Origin of the sequence: Bacillus sp. B4EP4a, assembly GCF_006680105.1 — a bacterium.
GTDB classification, from domain to species: domain Bacteria; phylum Bacillota; class Bacilli; order Bacillales; family DSM-1321; genus Peribacillus; species Peribacillus simplex_E.
Map to the genome: position 1 here is coordinate 16,350 of NZ_VHIK01000027.1, position 21,189 is coordinate 37,538.

At 38.4% G+C, this 21,189-nt stretch carries 22 protein-coding genes, 2 pseudogenes and 1 riboswitch; of the genes and pseudogenes, 18 read left to right on the forward strand and 6 right to left on the reverse strand.

Annotated features, from left to right (window positions below; translation table 11 throughout):
• The first annotated feature begins 205 nt into the window (after positions 1-205).
• The 4 genes from FNK51_RS14115 (at position 206) to FNK51_RS26600 (ending at position 4,038) form a co-directional block, all read left to right on the forward strand.
• Entirely contained in the window at positions 206-739 is a 534-nt protein-coding gene (locus tag FNK51_RS14115; RefSeq protein WP_141993753.1) for a histidine phosphatase family protein, read from the forward strand.
• A 169-nt stretch (positions 740-908) separates the two neighbouring features.
• Positions 909-1,697 (forward strand): HAD family hydrolase, encoded by a 789-nt coding sequence (locus tag FNK51_RS14120; RefSeq protein ID WP_141993754.1) that lies wholly within the window; start codon positions 909-911, stop codon positions 1,695-1,697.
• Positions 1,698-1,813: 116 nt separating this feature from the next.
• A riboswitch (TPP riboswitch) is annotated at positions 1,814-1,928 on the forward strand.
• Positions 1,929-2,063: 135 nt separating this feature from the next.
• Positions 2,064-3,845 carry a phosphomethylpyrimidine synthase ThiC gene (gene thiC / locus FNK51_RS14125; RefSeq protein ID WP_141993755.1) on the forward strand — a complete coding sequence of 594 codons (1,782 nt, stop codon included), beginning with the start codon at positions 2,064-2,066 and terminating at the stop codon, positions 3,843-3,845.
• A gap of 22 nt (positions 3,846-3,867) precedes the next feature.
• Complete coding sequence (locus tag FNK51_RS26600) at positions 3,868-4,038, forward strand: hypothetical protein (protein ID WP_181762263.1); 171 nt, start codon at positions 3,868-3,870, stop codon at positions 4,036-4,038.
• A 101-nt stretch (positions 4,039-4,139) separates the two neighbouring features.
• Here FNK51_RS26600 and FNK51_RS14130 read toward each other — a convergent pair.
• Positions 4,140-4,642 (reverse strand): annotated as a pseudogene (locus FNK51_RS14130) (DUF3231 family protein).
• A gap of 426 nt (positions 4,643-5,068) precedes the next feature.
• Here FNK51_RS14130 and FNK51_RS14135 point away from each other — a divergent pair.
• Positions 5,069-5,701 carry a spore coat protein gene (locus FNK51_RS14135; protein ID WP_141993756.1) on the forward strand — a complete coding sequence of 211 codons (633 nt, stop codon included), beginning with the start codon at positions 5,069-5,071 and terminating at the stop codon, positions 5,699-5,701.
• 57 nt (positions 5,702-5,758) lie between these two features.
• Here the strand turns inward: FNK51_RS14135 and FNK51_RS14140 are convergent, their stop codons facing one another.
• The 3 genes and pseudogenes from FNK51_RS14140 to FNK51_RS14150 form a co-directional block, all read right to left on the reverse strand.
• Positions 5,759-6,124, reverse strand: a complete 366-nt coding sequence (locus FNK51_RS14140) for a carboxymuconolactone decarboxylase family protein (protein WP_141993757.1) — start codon at positions 6,122-6,124, stop codon at positions 5,759-5,761.
• A gap of 112 nt (positions 6,125-6,236) precedes the next feature.
• Positions 6,237-7,019: a cytochrome c oxidase assembly protein gene (locus tag FNK51_RS14145; RefSeq protein ID WP_141993758.1), complete on the reverse strand. Its 783-nt coding sequence runs from the start codon at positions 7,017-7,019 to the stop codon at positions 6,237-6,239.
• A pseudogene (locus FNK51_RS14150) lies at positions 7,009-7,353 on the reverse strand (DUF2243 domain-containing protein); the annotation flags it as partial. The gene FNK51_RS14145 and the pseudogene FNK51_RS14150, both read right to left, overlap by 11 nt.
• 237 nt (positions 7,354-7,590) lie before the next feature.
• Here FNK51_RS14150 and FNK51_RS26605 point away from each other — a divergent pair.
• From FNK51_RS26605 to FNK51_RS27245, 7 genes are all read left to right on the forward strand, one after another.
• A complete protein-coding gene (locus FNK51_RS26605; RefSeq protein ID WP_181762264.1) occupies positions 7,591-7,737 on the forward strand; it encodes a hypothetical protein in 147 nt (48 codons plus the stop codon).
• Between the two features lie 76 nt (positions 7,738-7,813).
• Positions 7,814-8,581, forward strand: a complete 768-nt coding sequence (locus FNK51_RS14155) for an arylamine N-acetyltransferase family protein (RefSeq protein ID WP_141993759.1) — start codon at positions 7,814-7,816, stop codon at positions 8,579-8,581.
• 222 nt (positions 8,582-8,803) lie between these two features.
• Complete coding sequence (locus FNK51_RS14160) at positions 8,804-9,433, forward strand: hypothetical protein (RefSeq protein ID WP_141993760.1); 630 nt, start codon at positions 8,804-8,806, stop codon at positions 9,431-9,433.
• Between the two features lie 356 nt (positions 9,434-9,789).
• Positions 9,790-9,933, forward strand: coding sequence for an anti-repressor SinI family protein (locus FNK51_RS14165; RefSeq protein WP_141993761.1), 144 nt, complete (start codon positions 9,790-9,792; stop codon positions 9,931-9,933).
• 199 nt (positions 9,934-10,132) lie between these two features.
• Entirely contained in the window at positions 10,133-10,702 is a 570-nt protein-coding gene (locus tag FNK51_RS14170; protein WP_141993762.1) for a YdhK family protein, read from the forward strand.
• Between the two features lie 195 nt (positions 10,703-10,897).
• Positions 10,898-11,446 carry a GNAT family N-acetyltransferase gene (locus tag FNK51_RS14175; protein WP_286178719.1) on the forward strand — a complete coding sequence of 183 codons (549 nt, stop codon included), beginning with the start codon at positions 10,898-10,900 and terminating at the stop codon, positions 11,444-11,446.
• Between the two features lie 378 nt (positions 11,447-11,824).
• Positions 11,825-11,956: a hypothetical protein gene (locus tag FNK51_RS27245; RefSeq protein WP_286176981.1), complete on the forward strand. Its 132-nt coding sequence runs from the start codon at positions 11,825-11,827 to the stop codon at positions 11,954-11,956.
• A gap of 102 nt (positions 11,957-12,058) precedes the next feature.
• On the opposite strand, the gene FNK51_RS14180 is transcribed toward FNK51_RS27245, so the two are convergent.
• A complete protein-coding gene (locus FNK51_RS14180) occupies positions 12,059-12,895 on the reverse strand; it encodes an RMD1 family protein (RefSeq protein ID WP_141993763.1) in 837 nt (278 codons plus the stop codon).
• A gap of 474 nt (positions 12,896-13,369) precedes the next feature.
• Between FNK51_RS14180 and FNK51_RS14185 the strand changes: the two genes are divergently transcribed.
• The 6 genes from FNK51_RS14185 to FNK51_RS14210 all read left to right on the forward strand — a co-directional run bounded on the left by FNK51_RS14185 (position 13,370) and on the right by FNK51_RS14210 (position 18,605).
• Positions 13,370-14,554 carry a glycosyltransferase family 4 protein gene (locus FNK51_RS14185; RefSeq protein ID WP_141993764.1) on the forward strand — a complete coding sequence of 395 codons (1,185 nt, stop codon included), beginning with the start codon at positions 13,370-13,372 and terminating at the stop codon, positions 14,552-14,554.
• Between the two features lie 20 nt (positions 14,555-14,574).
• Entirely contained in the window at positions 14,575-14,898 is a 324-nt protein-coding gene (locus FNK51_RS14190; RefSeq protein WP_098370878.1) for a hypothetical protein, read from the forward strand.
• Between the two features lie 37 nt (positions 14,899-14,935).
• Positions 14,936-16,726 (forward strand): glycosyltransferase family protein, encoded by a 1,791-nt coding sequence (locus FNK51_RS14195; protein WP_141993765.1) that lies wholly within the window; start codon positions 14,936-14,938, stop codon positions 16,724-16,726.
• 321 nt (positions 16,727-17,047) lie between these two features.
• Positions 17,048-17,533: a PaaI family thioesterase gene (locus FNK51_RS14200; RefSeq protein WP_141993766.1), complete on the forward strand. Its 486-nt coding sequence runs from the start codon at positions 17,048-17,050 to the stop codon at positions 17,531-17,533.
• A 200-nt stretch (positions 17,534-17,733) separates the two neighbouring features.
• Positions 17,734-18,189 carry a LytTR family DNA-binding domain-containing protein gene (locus tag FNK51_RS14205; protein WP_141993767.1) on the forward strand — a complete coding sequence of 152 codons (456 nt, stop codon included), beginning with the start codon at positions 17,734-17,736 and terminating at the stop codon, positions 18,187-18,189.
• The gene (locus FNK51_RS14210) at positions 18,189-18,605 is read left to right on the forward strand and encodes a DUF3021 domain-containing protein (RefSeq protein ID WP_181762265.1); all 417 of its coding nucleotides are present in this window, start codon (positions 18,189-18,191) and stop codon (positions 18,603-18,605) included. Before FNK51_RS14205 ends, FNK51_RS14210 begins: the two co-directional genes overlap by 1 nt.
• Before the next feature lie 359 nt (positions 18,606-18,964).
• Here the strand turns inward: FNK51_RS14210 and FNK51_RS14215 are convergent, their stop codons facing one another.
• Positions 18,965-21,031 (reverse strand): Na+/H+ antiporter, encoded by a 2,067-nt coding sequence (locus FNK51_RS14215; RefSeq protein WP_141993769.1) that lies wholly within the window; start codon positions 21,029-21,031, stop codon positions 18,965-18,967.
• Positions 21,032-21,189 lie beyond the last annotated feature (158 nt).

A 21,189-nucleotide genomic window follows, 5' to 3' on the forward strand; every position in this document is an offset into this window, starting at 1 on the left:
CTCTTTTTTTGATGCTATCATAATCAAATAATTATAGTACACAATCCGTAAGCTTTTTTAAACATACACAATGTCAAGGAGAGATCAGTAAGGCTTTTTATAGTTTCAACATACATTTTTTTATGGTTTTACATAGGGTAATATAGTGATAAGGACTTTTACAAGAAAACGAAATTTATATTTTAAAAGATAAAAAGGAGAATATATGAAAATTGGTTTGGTACGGCATTTTAAGGTGGCACATGAATTTCCCACTGGGAGACCTGTGACGGCGGATGATATGAAGCAATGGTTTGAGGACTATGATGCAGCGGATATCATTTACGGAACGACTTTATTTGGTGTGGAGGAATGGCAGGAATGTTATAGCAGTGATATGTCGAGAGCTGTCAAGACAGCGGAACATATCTATCCAGGTACGGTTCATCGGATGGAGGAGCTGCGGGAAATACCTTCCCCTCCACTAAAAGGAAAAGTTAAGCTGCCGTTCATCCTTTGGGCCATTTGGATTCGCTGCTGCTCGGTAATCAACAAGCAGACAAGGGCGGAAATTAAGATCGCAGAGCGAAGGATCAATAAAGTATTGGATGAGGTCTTAGCAAAGGGGGAAAGGGATGTTCTGATCGTGAGTCATGCCGCCCTCATGGTATATATGAGGAAAGAGCTGATACGACGGGGGTTCACTGGTCCAAAGTTCAAGATTGCCAGTAATGGAAAGCTTTATGTATTTGAAAGATGATAAAGGGGAAATATTTGGCTTCCCACCAGAACGGTTAAGTCATTTTTGCTGATTTTAAGAAAGAGGAAGGCATTTTCCGAATAGTTATTCTTTTTTTATTGGTTGTGGTTTATTATTGTAATAGTGTAATTTTTACGAATTCAATAATAGGGAAAGAGGGGTGGACATTTTGCTGAAGGCAGTTTTTTTTGATTTAGATGATACATTACTATGGGATCAGAAAAGTGTTAAAGAGGCTTTTGTGGCCACATGCGAAGTGGCTAAGGAGAAATATGATCTGAATGTCGACGAGTTTGAAGAAGCGGTGCGAAAGGAAGCACGTGAGCTTTATTCTTCTTACGATACATATGCATTCACTCAAATGATTGGAATCAACCCATTTGAGGGATTATGGGGAAATTTTCAGGATGATCATGATGAATTCCGGAAGATGGCCGGGATTGCACCGGCTTATCGGAAAGAAGCGTGGACGAGAGGTTTGAAGGCATTAGGGATCGATGATCCGGAATTTGGGCTTGAACTGGCAGAACGTTTCCCGTCCGAGAGACGCAAAAAGCCATTTATCTATGAAGAATCCTTCCGTGTTCTCGATGAATTAAAAGGGAAGTACAAATTGCTATTGCTTACGAATGGATCTCCTGAACTGCAAAATACCAAACTTGAAATTACGCCTGAACTGGTTCCTTATTTTGACCAAATCGTGATTTCAGGCGCTTTTGGACGAGGTAAACCAGATGCCTCCATTTTTGAGCATGCTTTGGAAATCATGGAGCTTGATAAGGATGAAGTATTGATGGTCGGCGATAATTTAATGACCGATATCCTTGGAGCATCACGGGTAGGCATAAAGTCGGTTTGGATAAATCGCCATGATAAGGAACGGAATGAAGTGATTCCAACCTATGAAATCAAGCATTTAGAGGAGCTTTACCCAATCCTTGAGAGCCTGGGGAATTAATTGGCAGTACTACTTCAAATAACAAATTTTGGAGAGTTTCAAATGAAATATTAGGTCTTTTAAAGTATTTACAGAATGAAAAGGGTGATATATAGTTACCCTGTAATCAATTAAATTATTCAGACTAGGGGTGTCCAATAAAAGTTGGGCTGAGAGAGAAGCGCTTAAGCTTCTTAACCCTCAGGACCTGATCTGGTTCATACCAGCGTGGGGAAGTTAGAATCTACTGAACAATGACATTTCAATTGGTCATTTCTGTAGTCATACTAACGTTAGCCGGGTCTTAAATATGAGATCTGGCTTTTTCGTGCGAAATGGATTGGATTTTGTCCTTTTTAAATGAACTTAAAAAGGAGAAATGAAATCATGATGAGTAATTCTGTAAATGACATGAACGTTTCAATTATGTCCAGTTTTGCCGGGAGTAAAAAAGTGTATGTTGAGGGATCTAGACCTGATATTAAAGTACCTATGCGTGAAATTAAGCTAAGTCCGACTACAGGGGCATTCGGCGAAGAGGAAAATCCGCCTTTACGAGTTTATGACACAAGCGGTTATTATACGGATTCAGATTTTCCCATTGATATTCGTAAAGGTCTTGCCCCGATTAGACGAAGCTGGGTTCTGGAACGGGAAGATGTTGAAGAGTATGATGGCCGTGAAATAAAGCCCGAAGATAACGGGTATAAAAAAGTTGAGTCACAATCCAATGCCGAAGTTTTTCCGGGATTGAAAAGAAAACCATTACGTGCAGTGAAAGGCCAAAACGTAACCCAGCTCCATTATGCCCGTAAAGGTATCATTACTCCAGAAATGGAGTTCATTTCGATCAGGGAAAATGTAGCCCCTGAGTTTGTAAGAGAAGAGGTAGCTAGCGGACGGGCTATCATTCCGGCAAATATTAACCATCCTGAAAGTGAGCCAATGATCATCGGACGTAATTTTCATGTGAAAATAAATGCGAATATTGGAAATTCTGCTGTTAGTTCATCGATCGAAGCTGAAGTGGAGAAAATGACTTGGGCTACACGATGGGGTGCAGACAATATAATGGATCTTTCCACCGGAAAGAACATTCACACGACCCGGGAATGGATTATCAGAAATTCACCTGTGCCAGTTGGAACGGTTCCGATATATCAAGCATTGGAAAAAGTGAATGGAGTCGCGGAGGATTTAAATTGGGAAGTTTTCCGGGATACATTAATCGAGCAGGCTGAGCAAGGTGTCGATTACTTCACCATACACGCTGGTGTGCTTTTGCGATACATCCCCATGACAGCAAAGCGAGTTACGGGAATCGTTTCCCGAGGGGGATCCATCATGGCACAATGGTGCTTGGCCCACCACCAAGAAAGTTTTCTCTATACTCACTTTGAAGAGATTTGTGAAATCATGAAGGCGTATGATGTCTCTTTCTCATTAGGTGACGGCCTCCGTCCGGGATCCATTGCAGATGCAAACGATGAGGCACAATTTGCTGAATTGGAAACACTTGGGGAACTGACGAAGATTGCTTGGAAGCACGATGTTCAAGTCATGGTGGAGGGACCCGGTCACGTACCGATGCATTTGATTAAAGAAAATATGGATAAGCAGCTGGAAGTCTGTCAAGAAGCACCATTCTATACACTGGGACCATTGACAACGGATATAGCTCCTGGATACGATCATATCACTTCTGCGATTGGTGCTGCCATGATTGGATGGTTTGGAACTGCCATGCTTTGTTATGTGACACCGAAAGAGCATTTGGGACTTCCGAATAAAGAGGATGTTCGGGTAGGGGTCATAACTTATAAAATTGCGGCCCACGCAGCTGACCTTGCTAAAGGTCATCCGCATGCAAGAAAACGGGATGATGCCCTTTCGAAGGCTAGATTCGAATTTCGTTGGAGAGATCAATTTAATCTTTCCCTCGATCCTGAAAGGGCGGTAGAATATCATGATGAAACACTTCCGGCTGAAGGTGCCAAAACAGCCCATTTCTGTTCAATGTGCGGCCCGAAATTCTGCAGTATGAGAATCTCTCAGGACATCCGTGATCTGGCGAAGGAAAAGGGTCTGGGTTTTGAGTCGGTAATCGATGAAGGGCTTAAAGAAAAAGCGAATGAATTCAGGAAAACGGACGGGGAAATCTATCAATGATTCCGACGAGAGGGAGAATTCGATGAATCGGGTAATCCAGATAAAAGTTGAAATGAAACAGTTGGAAGCTCAATTGGAACAGCTGAAAAGAGAGCTGAACATTTTTCGGGAGAATTGTAATCATGAATTTGTAAAGAATGATTATAGTCAACAATGTACAAAGTGCTACTTAATCGAAAGTCTGCAATGGTAGTGATGCCTTAATTGTCCCTTCATTATCCGAATTAACCCCCTTAATCATGTTGGGGCATTCAATCACAAAGTCAACATGATTAAGGGGATATTTCATGCTTTTTACAAACTTGTTTTAGTAATATGAAGAGGAGGAGGGACAAGCCATCCCTTTTCCTTATTCAATCGTAAGAACTCTGCACCCAATGCCGCTGTATGGAATTGTGCGAACATCTGTGCAATAACTTCGCGGATGCATTGACCCATGATTTGGCTGCAAGCAACTAATCCTGCACCGATATCGATTGATACTGAAGCACAGATTTCAGGATCTTGAAGTCATGCCCCAACGGGAATATCCTCTAAATTTGCTTTAGGCCTTTCAGGTGGTGATGGAGGCAGTCCCACGTTATTTTCTTTTAATAATAATTCAATTTGGTCACTTTCCTGTTTCCCTTGATTGATCACTTCTACAGTAATTTATGCAGGTCCTTATCACCAGTATGATTAAGCATAGTTTGATGACAGGCAATCAAGCCTTTTGTTGTTGTTAGAAATGCCCATGTTCCAAATACCTCACCGTAATGCATAGGCTCTTCTTTCGGATTTCCGCTTAAAATTCCCATAACCATCCTCCTTAAGAATTTCACTATTTAACGTAGTTAAGTTACCCTGTACTAATCCTTGTATGCATCGTTAATTCTTGGAAAAAGTTGGAGTGATTTTAGCCTTTTATTCCTTGTAGCCATTCTTTATAAAACATTAATCACAGAGCATTTCATTTCATTTCGATCCATGTCAGTAACTTGAAACGTTACAACATGGATTTTTTTTCTTCCGTTTCATCAGTACAATAGAAGCATTTATGTGTCATTAGAAATCCTCCCATTCAAATAAAAGTGTTTATAGTTTAAAATGTCACGTTTTTTTTATACAGAAAACATGACTGCCGCTTAATTGGTCTTCTTGGAAGAGTTTAGTTTGAATAATCCAGTTGGGGTTTAACATACTAAACTTGTTCACATGATTGATAAAACGAGGAGGGAAATACAATGCAAAACCAATATCAACAAGGTCAAGTACATCAGAACATGCAAACGGGTGCCATCCCACCACAAATGAATCACGGTGGTCACGAATTATTCGATGTACATGAAGTGTTGTCTGGAACGATTGGTACTTTAAACACATACACTCTTTTGCGTCAGCATGTAAAGGATCAGGAATTGATGGATATTCTGGATCGTCAATATCAGTTCATCCAAGATGAATATAATATTTCATTGGAGTGCTTCCAAACGGGCCAGGATCCTTCTAAACGGACCCAGAGTTACAAAATGAACCAAGGTAACGATTTCATATATGGATTGACACCAACACAGCCAAAGAAACCTTTGCAATCCGTGTCGGAAATTACGGATGAATGCATTTCAGGCTTGATGCTTGGAGCTGTCAAGTCTGCAGCATCCATGAAAGCGATGGCAGCGCTTGAAATAACGAATCCGGTGGTTCGCCGCGTATTTGCAGATTCCGTTCCGAATTGCATTGAAATGGCATATGAGATTTCGATATATCAAAACAAACATCATTACTACCAAGTTCCACAGCTTGCACAGCAGGATATGCAACAAATGATGAATTCGTATGCACCCGCACAAGGAAATAACAACAACATGAGTCATTAATAGCATTTGTTAAGAACAGAAAGAAGGGATAGGACTAACTCTCCTATCCCTTCTTTATCATTGTTTCATCTGATTTATTTCCTGAATGCATTCCTGGACGAGGGTAACAGCCTGACTCATGGTGGCTCCTCCGCCAAATGCCGCGGTCACGCCAATGGCTTCAAGAATTTCTTGTTCGGAACAGCCTTGATCAAGACATCCTTTTGTATGATAGATAATACAGTATTCATCTTGTGAATATAAGCTTATTCCTAGTGCGATAAGCTGTTTTTCTTTCTGGGATAATTGACCTTCTTTAAAACACTCTTCCGTAAACGAATTGAATTTCTCAGCAAGTTCTGGCATTTTATGCGTAAAGACACCGATTCCAGCTTTATAATCACGAAGAGCATTTTCAGTAGAATTGTTAGCTTCAAATTCCATTTTCCATTCAGCTCCATCCTAAATTTTTTTCATCAAAAATTAGTATGAGCTAAATGTTGGACGATTAAACAGAAACATAGGAGTTTACCAAAGTAATCATGGTACCCACCTTCTAACAGGCAAGTGAACCCTTAGGCCGGGTGGCTTTGAACCATTGATAGCAAAGGATGCAAATAAGTGCAACGTCAATGGCATCACCGGCATAGTACATTAACATTCCTCCATTTTCCGCTTGTTCCTTGGTGACTCCGCTTGGAGGATGGGCAAAAATATATTTAGAAAGGACATCATGGCCGGCCAGTGAAATTGTAAATACGATAGCTCGAAACATGAAGCTGAACCTGTGGGGCGCAGGGTCCATATAAATCATGGACGCAGTGAATAGATAGCCCGCTATGAACACGTGAAAATGCACCAATGCATGTAGAAGGGCATTTTGATGCATCAACTCATATAACTCAGTCGTATAAAGTATCCAGAGTCCCCCAATATTAAGCGCGGAAGCAGTGATTGGATTACTTAAAATGCGCAGCGGCCAACTTTTCAACAAATTTGAAAGGCGTCTTGCTGATTGTACATCAAGTGTTCGCAGTGCAAGAGTAATAGGTGTAGCAAGCCCGAGGAGGGTTGGTGCAATCATACCAAGCAGTAAATGACCAACCATGTGCGCCGTGAAGTCCATATGCGCGCGATTGGCTATGGGGCCTATAATTGCAGAGGCTGCACAGATTGTACCAAGAATCCAAAAGAACGTACGGTATAAGGGCCATTTTTTATAGCGGCGGTTCGAAATTACGACAGCTGCTAGATAAATAACTATAGCAAGCGAGAAAAGAATCAAAAAAATCGGTTCAAAACCAGTTCCAATATCATGAATATGTCCATTACTGTGCATTGCGACCGTCTTCTTTCACTTTAAGTAAGCTGCGCCTTGTTTGAATGAGGAAGGTAATGCCGATCAGTATCATGATTGCGGCTGCAATGTTCCAAATCAAGTCGTATTGGAGAATATCGACATTGTAACGAATTTGATGGAGACGCATTAGCTTGTGCTAGATGGTCCCATCATATAACTGAAAAGAACCTGCCCCGAGCAAAACTCCTCCTATCCACCTTTTCAGCCATAATCCCTTTCGGCGGCGAAGGTCAGCGAACATGAACAGAGACCCTACCGTTGCGAACCAGCTTAGGGCATGAAATAAACTATCCGAGACAAGTCCGATACTGGACCAAAAGGGCAGATTCCTAACCCTAAGGTTCCGGCAGCACAATTGCATCATGACCTGGATAGAAGTCAATCGCTTAATAAAAGGTAATGGAAACTTTTCAAAAAAGGCTCGATGGCCCCTAAAGGGACATCGGTTTTTTTATGTTTACAAAGTCTGATTATTTGCGTGTGGATATGTTTTGGAGTAGCATAGTTTCCATCTTCAAGACACCATTTTAAATAGTAAGAAGTGGGACAAATGAAAGCAGTAGGTGTAGAAAAATTACTATTTAAAGATTTTTCTAAGCCACCCCGGAATAGGGCGAATGAAGTTTCTGGGGAAGTGGTGGAAAGGGAAAAGGAAAAAGGAAAAGGTGGAGCTAATGGAAGATTGATTGAAGAATGAAATATGGACAAAGTATAATGAATATATACAAAGTCAAGATGCTCTTCGTCGGTATCTGTCTAAAGGGGGAATCTTAATGAATGAACTGAATTCATTATTCAGGAAAAGAATAGGGCTCCAGGAAGATGTGAAACTGACATTTGAGAAATTAGAGGAAATTCTGGATAAGACAGCGAAAACCATTCCTTTTGAAAACTTATCGATCATGGCATCCCATCTGAGTGATATCAATAAAACGAATATCATGAACAAAGTCCTCGTGAGGAATGAGGGTGGATTATGCTATGAATTGAATGCAGCCCTTTATTTTTTCCTGAAGGAAAATGACTTTGATGTATTCTTGGTTCGGGGTGTCATCTATAATCAGGGGTGGATGACCATAGGAAGGACCCATGTCACCATTCTATTGAACCATGAGGGCCGAACCTATTTGATCGATACGGGTTTTGGCGGGAATCTGCCTTTAAAACCAGTTCCGTTGAACGGAGAAACGGTCGTTTCCCAAAATGGTGAGTTCAGGATAAAAAAAGAAAGTACCGCCCATGGAGATCATATCCTTGAATTAAAACTGAAACATAAAGATCGCGATTGGAGAAAAGGGTATGCTTTCGATTCTTCAAAACCGGTAGGAAATGTAGCGGAACTTAATGAGGTCCAAACGATCATCAGGGAAAATCCCCAATCGCCATTTAATAAGCATCCATTAATCACCCGTTTGACAAACAGCGGGAACATCACTTTAACTGATACATCCTTTACACAGTGGGAAGATGGGAAAGTGACGAAAGAAGAAATAGATGGAACACGATTTAAGGAGTTAATGAAACAGCACTTCGATAGATAGTGGAAAAAAGGACTGAATATCAAAGGCGTCCATACCGAAAGACTGTCCATTCCCGACAGTCTTTTTATGAATACCGGCGAGGAGGCTGGCGGACAGGCAGCGAATTTCTAAAGAACTGTAGGTAAACTCTCTTTTTTCGAATTTGTCTACAGTCTAAAACATCCATTACGGAAGTTTTTACTATTTATTCAATAGATTCTAATTCAGTGGGGTGAGAAGGATATGGAGAGGAAGAATCGATTGGTTTTTACTAGATCGAATGCAGCTGCTAAACGAAAATTCGATGAAGCGATCACCATTTTGGAATATAGCGTAATGCTCGTTGAACTCTTTGGTTTAGAAGAGTTCAACAATATAATTGCCGGACAGTTAAGGCTGATTCTATGTGAAACGAAAATTACGCGCATAAAGCGGGAAAAGGTCACGATTGACCAATCATTAATTAAGAAAATCAATCCTAACCCGAAATTGTATCCGATTAAAGACTCCATTCAAATGAGCAATGTTCATATTACGGAAGACCTCTTCGATTATACTAAACAGAGGATTGAGCTAAAGCTTTGGAGAAAACAAATTATCTATAAAACCGATATCGAAGGAAAAATCCAGGAAATTAAAATCATTGATTTTATTAAGGAAACAGCTAATAAGATTGGCGGTGCGCAAGCTGAATCAAGTTTCCCTAATAAGTCCATTATTTCGGATGGACATACCAAAACCATGTTAATAGGTATAGCGAAAGGGTTATTCAAATCCATAGGCAGGGATTATAAAAAACATGCCTCGATGAACCTTTCACATATCATACAAAAAATCGAACAATCAACTTTGGGAGACTCTTTGGGAGACTAGACATAAGAAGGACTTTTGACCAAGTCCTTCTTGCTTGATTTCCAGGCAATATCCGGCAGGATTGTTCACCTCAAATAACCTCTATCAATAAACCATCTCTTTTTACCTCTGTTAAACCACGCTCGAATGCAGCTGTTCACTTTTATTATTAAATAATTAAGGTTACTAATTTAGAAGAATGGGGAATTCCCTGATTACAAACAAACATTGGGGCCTTATATGTAAATGTAAAGACTTATTAAATTTACACTAAAATGCAGCTATGGATGATTGAGATAATTTATAATGATATTCCGAATATAGTTTTACACAAAATTGGAAAAATAGACTGAAAATAAAAAGAAAGAGATGATGATATGAAGGATTTTGATGGAAACATTCCTGCCGAATGGCTGGAATTAGTCACATTGGCAATGAAATCGGATGTTACAAAAGAGCAATTCAAAAAGTTTCTGCAAGAAAAGTCGAATAGCAATAAAAGTAGCGATTGTGGTGGCTAAATAGAATTCTGTTCAACCAAAGAAAGGTGACTTTTTCTATCTGCGGAGAAAGGTTCTTCTTTTTTCAGACCTTTAATATTAACGCTATCAGGTTAAAAAGGACTATTGCATAAAAATTTCTTTTGCTACAAGTCACTCCATATTTTCTGCATATTTAATTGGTAAGATGGATGCGATCATAAAGGAGGTTTTATTCAATATGAAAAAAAGAACAAAATTGCCTACCATCCTATCATTATTAGCAGCGCTGTTTTTAGTCCTTGGCGCATGTTCCAACAGCGATGATAAAAACAAAGAAGATAAAGAAGAAATGGAACATAGTGAAATGGACATGAACCATTCTAGCTCGGGTGATGTTCCAGAAGGATTAAAAGCTGCAGAAAATCCAACCTATGAAGTTGGAAGTCAAGCGATTATCGAATCAGGTCATATGGAAAGCATGAAGGGGGCGGAAGCAACAATAGTGGGTGCATTTGATACGACTGCTTATGCAATTTCGTATACGCCTGCAACTGGCGGAGAAAAGGTGGAAAATCATAAATGGATCATACACGAAGAAATCAAAGATGCAGGTGAGAAGACGTATGAACCCGGAGCGAAGATCACAGTAAACGCTTCTCATATGGAAGGGATGAACGGGACAGTCGCTGAAGTTGAATCTGCTGAAAAAACGACTGTTTATATGGTCGATTTCACACCGACTACGGGGGGAGAAAAAGTAAAGAACCATAAATGGGTAACGGAAAGTGAATTATCAGCGTCTGAATGATTTAACGTCATGATTTGCAAAACAGAAGAAGAAAATAAGTCTTGGTTTATCCTTCATGGTTACTTTTTTTATGGATGAAACCAATAGGAACGTTTTAAAAAAAAATTTAAACAACTCGCTTTTCTACAGTCTGAAGGAATGGCAAACAAGCCATTCCTTTTTTTGTGAAAACTTTATTGGGGATTATTGTATGTAGTGGATTGTAAAACTTTAGTATCTGTTAATATGGATTTATCAAAATGTGAAAAATGGGGTGTAAGTTTGGTGACTGGATTAACTATTAGACCTTTTATGGAAAATGACTATGAGGCGCTGAGCAACTATTGTTTACCTATAGAACAAGCAATCTATACTTCTTTACCTTTGAAAGTTATCGAAGACTTCAGGAAGGATAAATATAATCTCCCCATGGTCATTTATTTAGATCAGGATTTGATTGGTTGTTTTGCCTTATATACGGATAAAGCGGGAAATCAATATACAAGTAATGAGAATGCGGTTCTTCTTAAATCATTCTCCTTGGATTTGCGCCATCAAAAAAAGGGGCTGGCTTTTAAGACTTTAAAAGTGTTGCCTGAGATGATCAAACTAAGTCATCCAGATAAAAATGAGATTATTCTAACGGTCCATCATTCGAATGTTCCAGCGATAAATTTATATAAAAAAGCTGGATTCGTTGACAAAGGATACAGATTTAATGGGGAAGAAGGGGAGGAATTTATTTTCCATTTTGCTCTGGATTAAGGGAGCTTTAGATAACTTCCGGAATATATTGAGGGCAGTGGAACGTGTTTGCAACCTCGGGGGAGTATGATAGAAGTCAAAACGTTCTCCCATGAAAGGTAAAAGATAGGGGGATCAATCATATTAGAGGCATAAAGGAAATGGGAATCTCCCATAGTACCTAGTCCCCGGTGTGTATGGAATTTAATTAAACTTCCATACACAGTATCTTAAAAATGAAAGAGTGGTTAAACTCAAAATAGGCATCTTAATGACCCTTCAGTTTGTCGACAAAATTGGGTTCGGGATGGTGTTATCCATAATCCCTTTCACGGCTTTAGCGATGGAAGGATTGCCAAAATTTTTTACTCTTTTATATGGGAAGAAACTCATATTAGATTGAAGAAAGTTGCGACACTCCTGCCGAATAACTGGCTAGCCGAGACACCGCAGACGCTTGGCAGACAGTCGGCGGAAAGGGAGCGGATTTCTGAAATCAATTGGAACGTTTTTCAAAGAAAAAAACTGTAAGCAAACCCGTTTTTCGAATTTGTCTACAGTCTGAAACATCTTAATGATGCTTATTTGAGATTTTTCCCTATAATTTTAATATCGATACGATATGTTCAGAATTCACGGTATCCATCCTACAATTTCTAAAATCGTGAGAACAATCTCAAAGACAATGAGAATCACAATGATCCATTCAACGAATAGTCCCCTGATCGAATGGCTGATGTTAGAAAACCCATCCATAATGTTATATAAAATTTCAGTTTTACTTTTCAAGATTTTATACCGATCATTCAATTCAAAAAAATCAAGCATTCTGTCATAAAATTCGCCGGCGCTACTGCTTGTCCATGTAATATCAGGTTTATCCAGAATCATGATATACGCTAAGGTATTGTACTCGTGACGTACGATTTTTGCCGTCGTCCTTGCTAGTTCCTTGTTGCCGATTCTCAGCTTGCCTTTTTCCAGTCGGTCTATCATGGCTTCGAGCTTGTCGTGAATTTTTCCGAGTTGTTCCTCGGTTTTTTCAAGTGCCACCGATTTTGCGAGAATAGTGGAAATTAATTCAGGGTAGAAAAATTCATATTTAGGCACAACTACATATTCGTCTGTCAAATTGATGTTTTCAGTTTCACTGAAGTGAAGGCTGTAATCGTCTGTATATCTATCTACATTAACGAGATCAATGACCGGCTCGAAAGAATGGATAAAGGATGAAAATTCCTTAATCTCATCCGCGTGTGAGTAATTAATGAAGACAATGCTGCCAAAGGAAAAAACCAGCACCTGTTGTGATTCGTCCACATTTTTATTAAGGATGGAACTTAGAATATCTCCTTTAAGGATTAAAGGCTCTTCCCAGGTGAATTTTTTAGGGATGCCGCAATGAATGGCGATCTTGTTCAAATCAATTTCATTAGTGATTGCGCATGCTTTAAAGGTAATTGGTTCCATCTATATCACTCTCTTCAGCAAATTGGTCTTTTTTCGATTCTATTCTATTCTTGCAAAAACATGCTTGAATAATTCTTGAAGGTAGAAAAAGTTTACTGACTGGTGTCTAAACCAATAAATTCCATTAAGGATATAAAAAATAATCAAGTCTAAGCTTTTGGTTTTATGCTCTACACTCCCAAGTCCAATTAACAGACTTAAAATACAATAGTTTATATATAAGAGGGCGATTATAGGAATGCTGATCCTCCCGGTTATGTTCTTACTGAAACTTAACAAAAACATATAAAAGTTCATGAAAACTTTACTTTTATTTACAGAATTCTCATATTGATGTCAATATTCAGTAATACATGTTTGTTATAATCGATTGACGGTTTTAAAAGTGATTGGAAAAGGGTCTTCTAAAAATCCTTCATTTACAGATAAGTAGCAGGCTGATTGAAGATGACTGAATAGTAGGAGTGAACAAAAATGGAGGAATCTATAAATCTATATGAGCTTACATTTAGTGAAAAAGATAGATATGTAATCATTACGAATGCTTATCCACATGAAGATCAGTTATATCGGAATGGGTTTATCCACCGAAGAGTCAAGGCTTATCTGGATGAGGGTTTGAAGGTTGATGTCTTTGTTTTGCATCCTGCCTATAAAAAAGCAGAAAAGTATACGTATGAAGATGTGCCTGTTTATCGAGGAACTGAACAGCATCTGCGCATTTTCTTAAATCATAAAGTACATAAAAAAGCTCTCATTCATTTTGTTAATCCCAAAATGGTACAAGCGATAAAAGAAACGAACACAGATTTACCGATTATCACCTGGATACATGGATTTGAAACGGAAGCATGGCATAGAAGATGGTTTAATTTTCTTGAAAGCCCTGAAAGCTTGAGGAAGATACTTGAAATGTCGGACGACTATTATGTAGAACAGCTTTCTTTTATGAATTGGTTTTATCAAACGAATGAATTGGATACAACATTTGTTCATATTTCCAAATGGTTCAAAGAACATATTGCGGAATGTGACGCAAGAGCAGAATCGAAAAATTCAGTAATCATTCCTAATGTAATAGATGACAATCTGTTTACCTTTATCGAAAAGCCTGTTGAAAAGCGGACAAAAGTCCTTTCAATTAGGCCATACGCTTCACGAAAATATGCCAATGATTTATCGGTGAAAGCAGTGCTGGAACTATCAAAGAGACCATACTTCGATAAGTTGGAATTTGCATTTTATGGTGATGGGAAATTGTTCGATCAAACCGTTGAGCCAATCCGGGATTTTGAGAATGTGACGATTCATAAAGGTTTCCTATCTCAGGAGCAAATCGCTGCATTACATAAGGAGTATGGAATTTTCCTTTGCCCGACCCGTTTGGATTCTCAAGGGGTTTCTATGTGTGAGGCAATGTCGAGTGGGCTAGTGCCGATTTCAACAGATATTACGGCAATCCCGGAATTCGTAAAACACGACGTTTCTGGCCTTCTAACAAAGCCTGAGTCCCCTATCGAAATTGCCGATGCAATAGAGCGCTTATATTACAACTCGGACGTATTTTTAAGAGTGTCAAAACAAGCTTCTCAGTCGATTCGTGAAAAATGCGCGGTAGATGTTGTTATTAAAAGAGAATTGGAGATTATCCAAGGTTAAATGAGGGGAGTTTTTTCAATATGGACGAACGAAACGAATATTGGAAAACTATGTATGAGGAACTTGAATTACAAATGAAAGACATGATGTCCATGACATTGGAGCTCATAGAGGAAAGTGGCGCTGAAAAGCAAAAAAAAATTGAGAATATTACAAAAGAAAATAATATGCTACGGGAAGAATTAGAAAAAAGTAAGATGGCCCAAAAAGAAAATATTAAGCTTAACAAAGAAATACGAAGACTTAAGTTATTAGAGCACAAATTCAACGTTACATATGCAGGGAAATTCACGTTAAAATATCTTGCGCTTAAATCATCTATTAAAGAACAAATAAAAAAATAAAAATTCATATCAGATTTCAGTCATTGGAGTGAAAACTTTGAATTCACATGAACTAGTTGAAAACAGAAAAATGAAGGTGCTTCTATTTGGCTTTATTGACATGAATTCAATGGATGGATCTGCAGTATTTTTATCTTCCTTAGCATCGACCATTGCGTTAGATTCCAACATCGAAGTTGACTTACTTTTAGCTAGCCCGGTCAAACGTGATATCTTAATTCAGCCTCTTGAGAAATTTGATAATATAACCATCCTCAATCCTTTTGTTGATCCTTTTTTTGAAGCCAACGATGATGAATGGGTAAAAAAAGGTGTCATTGATTTTGATATAGCTGAAATGCTCATTTCTCATTATTGGAGTCAAAAGGGATATGATTGGCTATTTGTAAGAAGCATTGAGACTGTTGAAAAAATAGCAAAGCATAATCATATCATAAAGAATACATTAGTTTATGCTACAGGCCTGACTCACATAGGTCAGGATGTTAATGAAGAAAAATTTGAGAGCATCAAAAATATATATGATCAGTGTGCGTATTTCTTATGTCAAACAGAAGAGATGTGCGAATTTGTCATTGAGATTCTTAATTTGAATAAAGAAAAAAACAAAGTTTCCCTACTTACCCCGATGATACCGAACGTTGAATCAGCAGAAGGGCAGAACCGGTTAAAAAACAAACTTGTATATACAGGGAAATTCGACCCGGATTGGAAGACCATTCCCATCATTACTGCTTTTAAAGAATTAAAACGCGAAATTCCGAATCTATCACTTGATGTAGCGGGGGATAAATTCAAATGGGTTAAAGATGATTCTCAGTTTAAGGAAGAAGCGGCATACCTCCTTAAAAATACAGATGGGCTTACATGGTACGGGGCATTGACAAGGGAGAATGCTCAACAATTAATCGTGAACGGTGATATTGGGATAACCTGGAGAAGTGTGGAAATGGACAGCAGTCTGGAACTGTCTACAAAGCTATTGGAGTATGGGATCTTAAGGAAGGCTGTAATAATGAATCCAACCGAAATGCATATAAAGCTTTTTGGCGAAGATTACCCGTTATATGCTGTTACAGAGAAGGATTTCCGTGACGCTGTCAAATTAGCGCTATGTAATAAGGATATATATGAGTTTGCGGCACAACGAATGTATCAAGTTAGCAGACAGTTTTTATTTTCGGAAGCAATAAAAAAACTGCAAGGACTATTATGGAGCAAACGTATTACAGATTATGTAAATAAAAGTACGGATATGTTTTATATTGATGAAGATGACTTTGATGAACTGAATCAGCATACACCATCAAAAAAAGTGAAAAAATTGCCTGCAGAGTTTAATGTTGACGAAGTTTTCACCTATATTGTCAAAAACATACCTGAAGAAATAATACGAGTTGAAAAACTATTTAAACTGTCTGGATATGGTCAAATCATTTCAGCGGAAAAAGCTGGATGTTATACATTTTTCCACATCCATAAAAGTTATGGAAACTTTGAACAAAATTTTCAAAATAACATGCCATATTTAAAAACGATAGGATTTGAAACCTACAGCAATCCTAAATTAAAACCAAAAGATGTGGAAATTTCAATGAAAGAACGGGCAATTGTCGATAATAAAAACACTGAAATTAAAGTGAAAAATAAAGAATTAGTTAAAGAAGTAAAGCAATTAAAAAAACTGAACACAGTTCAACTTAAACAAATTACTAAGTTAGAAAAACAAAACCTAGCACTTGGACGTAAATATGATTCACTTTCGAAGTCGAAAATGGGTAAAATGACATTCAAGTATTGGGATTTAAGAAAAAGGCTTAACTTCTAATAATGCAATTAGTCAATGCAATGGCAGACACTTCTTAACTATATATTAGTCAAAGGAAAGCTCCTGAATGCTGCACGCTTACAGGGGCCTTTGTCATTTATATCGAGTAAAGGAGCAGGGCTTCTTGCAAACTTTTTATGTATGTTGTCGATTTCCACAGTATGTATAAAGCTGCGTCAGTTTACCATTCCAATTAAAACTTGGACGTAAGCTTACTAAAGAATCACGGAATTACAAAAAAAACTAATCTTTCAACAATTACCCAAATAGACCGATTATCCTTTAGTGATGTTATAATATTCTGAAAAAGGGGGAGAGATGATGGAGGAAAATGTGCTAAAAGCGATTCAAGATGATTATCCAGATGAATTTGCATGGTGTTATGGATGTGGTCGCTTAAACAAAGATGGTCATCATTTTCGAACGAGTTGGCAAGGCGAGCAAACAAGGACAATTTATACACCACGACCAGAGCATATCGCAATTCCAGGATTTGTTTATGGCGGCTTGATTGCATCTTTAATTGATTGTCATGGAACAGGTTCCGCTGCTATTGCATTGCATCGTAAAAATGGTCATGAAGTTGGGGATGGAGTGGAGCCTCCAAGGTTCGTGACAGCTTCACTGAAAGTGGAGTTCGTAAAGCCAACCCCAAATGATGTGCCATTAATAGCCGTTGGGACGGTTCATGAAATTCATCCTAAGAAATGGAGAATCGAAACAGAGGTATTTGCCATCGATAAACTTTGCGCCCGTGGAGAGGTAATCGCTGTGGTGATGCCAAGTACTTTTACAAGCAAAGAGTGATCTTAATCAATGTAAACGTATTTAAAATCGGAATTAGATTTATATCAAAGGACCGTCCAATTATTTGGGCGGTTATTTCGTGTATCTGAATATCAATTTCAAGCATGATATCGCTACAAAGTGGCATGTAGCTGGAAATCACAAGCGAATTGTCAAAAATATCAATATACTTACATTATAAGCAAAGGGAGGTCGCAGAGATGAAAATAAACGTAGAGATAGATGAGGAGGTCCAAGCGATAGAGGTGCTTATCCGCAATCATGAATGGAATGAGGAAGTCCAGGAACTGATGGAGCGCTTGAGGGAGAGGAAAAGACCGTATTTTGTCGGCAGGAAAGGAGAAATGCAGCATGTTTTCCGGGCGGAAGAAATAATCTGTTTGTTCACAGAGCAGGATTCCATAATGGTGCGGACGAAACAGGGTACTTTCGAAATGAAAGAAAGATTATATGAGCTTGAAAGGGATCTTCCTGGTAATCAGTTCGTTCGATTGTCCAAGTCGGTGATTGCCAATTTGGATGAGTTAAGCAGATTCGAGGCATCTTTCAACGGGACCTTATGTGTGTATTTCCGATCAGGGGAAAAAGAATATGTTTCTCGGCACTATGTTCAAGGGATCAAGAAAGCATTTCAATGGAAAAGGAAGGGATTATGATGAAAACACTATTATTCCGAAGCTTTGTTGGGATTTGCTTTGGTGCACTCGTGATGGTGTTGACGTGTTTTGGGGTCATTGGCTTTGGGGAGGTCACATCATTAGACAGTGGAATATTCGTGAAAAATGCGATAGGATGCCTATTATGTGGCTGGTTTTTCAGCACGGCAACACTCTTCTTTGAAAATGAAAAATGGAATTTGTTAACTCAAACCATTCTGCACTTCCTAACTGTCAGCATTCTTTACTTCCTATTATCCTTCTTTGTTGGTTGGATTCCATTCAGCTTAAAAGGTTTAGCTATAGGAATTGGGATTTTCATACCATTCTATATGATCATTTGGACCGTATTCTATCTCTACTTCCGCTTCCAAATGAAAATATTGAATGATGGACTTGATAAAAGAAGGAATTGAGCGTGGATTGATCAGTTAGAGCGGTGTAAAGCTGAACCGCAAGAAAATAAAGGCATTTTCATATAACTCGCCGGCTTCATGATCCTTGCATCAACTGCTGTATGTTCAATTGAAACAACAGTTAAGCTGCAAAACTATTAACTTACCATTTGACCGAACAAGAACACCAAAAAGGATAATGGGATCAGGTGCCATGAAGATACCGTACCAACTTAAACTGAAATCCCTTATCCCTGCTTGATCTATAGCAGGTCTTTTCATTTCATTTTTCCTGTGGTATTACTCCATTTGTTTGACCCCCTTTGGATTTAAATAAAGAGACACCGCTCCCTGTTGTATCGGTGTCTCTTTATAATTTATCAATTTTGTATCATTAACATTTCATCATAGATTAAGTTTTGCCTAAGCTCAGTTGCCGTTTGCATGGATATTTGCTCATCTTCAACCATTTGCTGAATGATATCACGTTCGATTTGCATCGCATTCAACTGAAAATGACTCACCATCTCTTTAAAGCGATTTGCTTCTTTTTCACTTAATGTTCCGAATGGATTCAAATAACGATTATATCTTTGAATGACAAGCATGACTTCATGACGGTTTTTAGGTGTAGTTTGTTGTTTGATCAATGAAATAGCTTCCTTTGAAGCTTCTTTTTGTGCTTTACGGAACTCCCGGATCAGGTCAGCATTTTTAACGATGGAGTCCTCTAATTTCGCTTCCCATTTCTTATCCCATTTGACATTGATCTTTTTCTTGAAAAGAATCGCCTGCAAATTGATCAAAGCCCTTTTCAACGACGATTTTTGCATATAATTTAAGGTTCTTGAAATATACACTTTATAAAGTTCAAAGGCTGTTTCCGATATAGTCCCTTTTTCGACTAATCCGGAAACGACCTCCAATTCCTTGTTGGCACCTAGCTCCACTAAATCTCGTATGGTCCGATTATCCGGTCTATTCGTTATTCCCCTCTCCAAATCTATCAGTTGTTCATTTAAATCTTCCATCACTTGATTGACAGCTTTCTGATTATCGATGGTTGCTTCTTTGCTCAGCTGATTGATCGTTTTATTTAAAACAATTTTATAAGCCTCTTCATTGGTTAGGCGTTCATCTTTAAATTCAATCGATGTCTTTACCAGTAATGGCAAGAGAACTGTAGCCAATATGACGCTTAACAATATAACGCAAGCTGCGATAAACAAGACTGTATTACGCATTGGGAATAAAGTGTCATCCGGCATGAAATATGGTATGGATAAAGCTGTAGCTAATGTAATGGTTCCATGAATGCCGCTAACGGATGTCAAAAATGCAAATCGTGATCTTGAAACATTCTCCTCATCGGTGTCATTGCTATCTTCTGGATGAACCCTTGACATGATGAATTGTTCTAATGGATTCACTCTGTTTTTCGTAAAAGTATCATGCAGAATGTATACCCAAATAAAACGGATCACCAATAATAAAAGAACAATCAAAACACTTATCCCAAAAAGATTACCCCTATTTAAGCCGGACTCAATTTCCTGATAAATACTCGGCAACATGAATCCTAACAAGGCAAATACAAGTCCATTCAAAACATAACCTAATACAGACCATGTATTAGTTGATACAATTTGCAATTTAGTAGTGGAGCTCTGCAGGCGATCCCGCTCGATGCCATGTATTACACCTGCAGCAACTACTGCCAGGATGCCGGATACATGGAATTCTTCAGCTACCATATATATGGCAAAAGGCGTAATCAGTTCAATAACAATGGACATGGAGATTTCTTCAAGTCCATGAACCCGTAAAAATAATCGTAATTTAACGATTAAATAGCCCAATAGGATACCTATAAAAATACCGCCTAAAGCTACAAATATAAAATTAAGCGAAGCATCTTTTATAGAGAATACTCCAGTTAAAGCAGCTGCCAAGGCAACTTTAAAAGCAACGATTCCAGCAGCATCATTGAAAAGTGATTCACCTTCAAGGATGGGCATCATATTTCCGGGCAACTTCAATCCTTTTGTAATCGATTGTACCGCTACGGCATCCGTAGGGGTAATCGTGGCTGCTAAAGCAAAAGCGACAGCCATCGGCAAATCGGGTATTAACCAGTGGATGAAAAAACCTCCTGCAAAAACGGTCACGAATACTAACCCAAAGGCCAATAACAGAATAGGCTTTCGTAATTCAAGCATTTCTTTACGGGACGTATTTTTTCCTTCTGTAAAGAGCAGCGGAGCTATGACACAGATCATGAATAATTCTGAATGAAAATCCAACGATAATTGAAATGGCAATAATGAAAGCACTGCTCCCATGGATATCTGATATATCGGTAGTGGAATACGAGTCCATTTGGCATTTAATATTGTAGCGATTATTGTGGAAACCAATAATCCGAGCAATGTGATTAAGAATGACATAGAATCTCCCTTATTTTCTAATGTTTTAGTCTGATTGCCCATGAAACTTCTATGAAAAAGATAAAAAAGCAGAGGTATTTTAAAGCGAATATCCATCCTTTAAAAAGTATCCCCTACTTTATGGCCTTGCATATCTTGGTCAAAATCCATACTTAAAC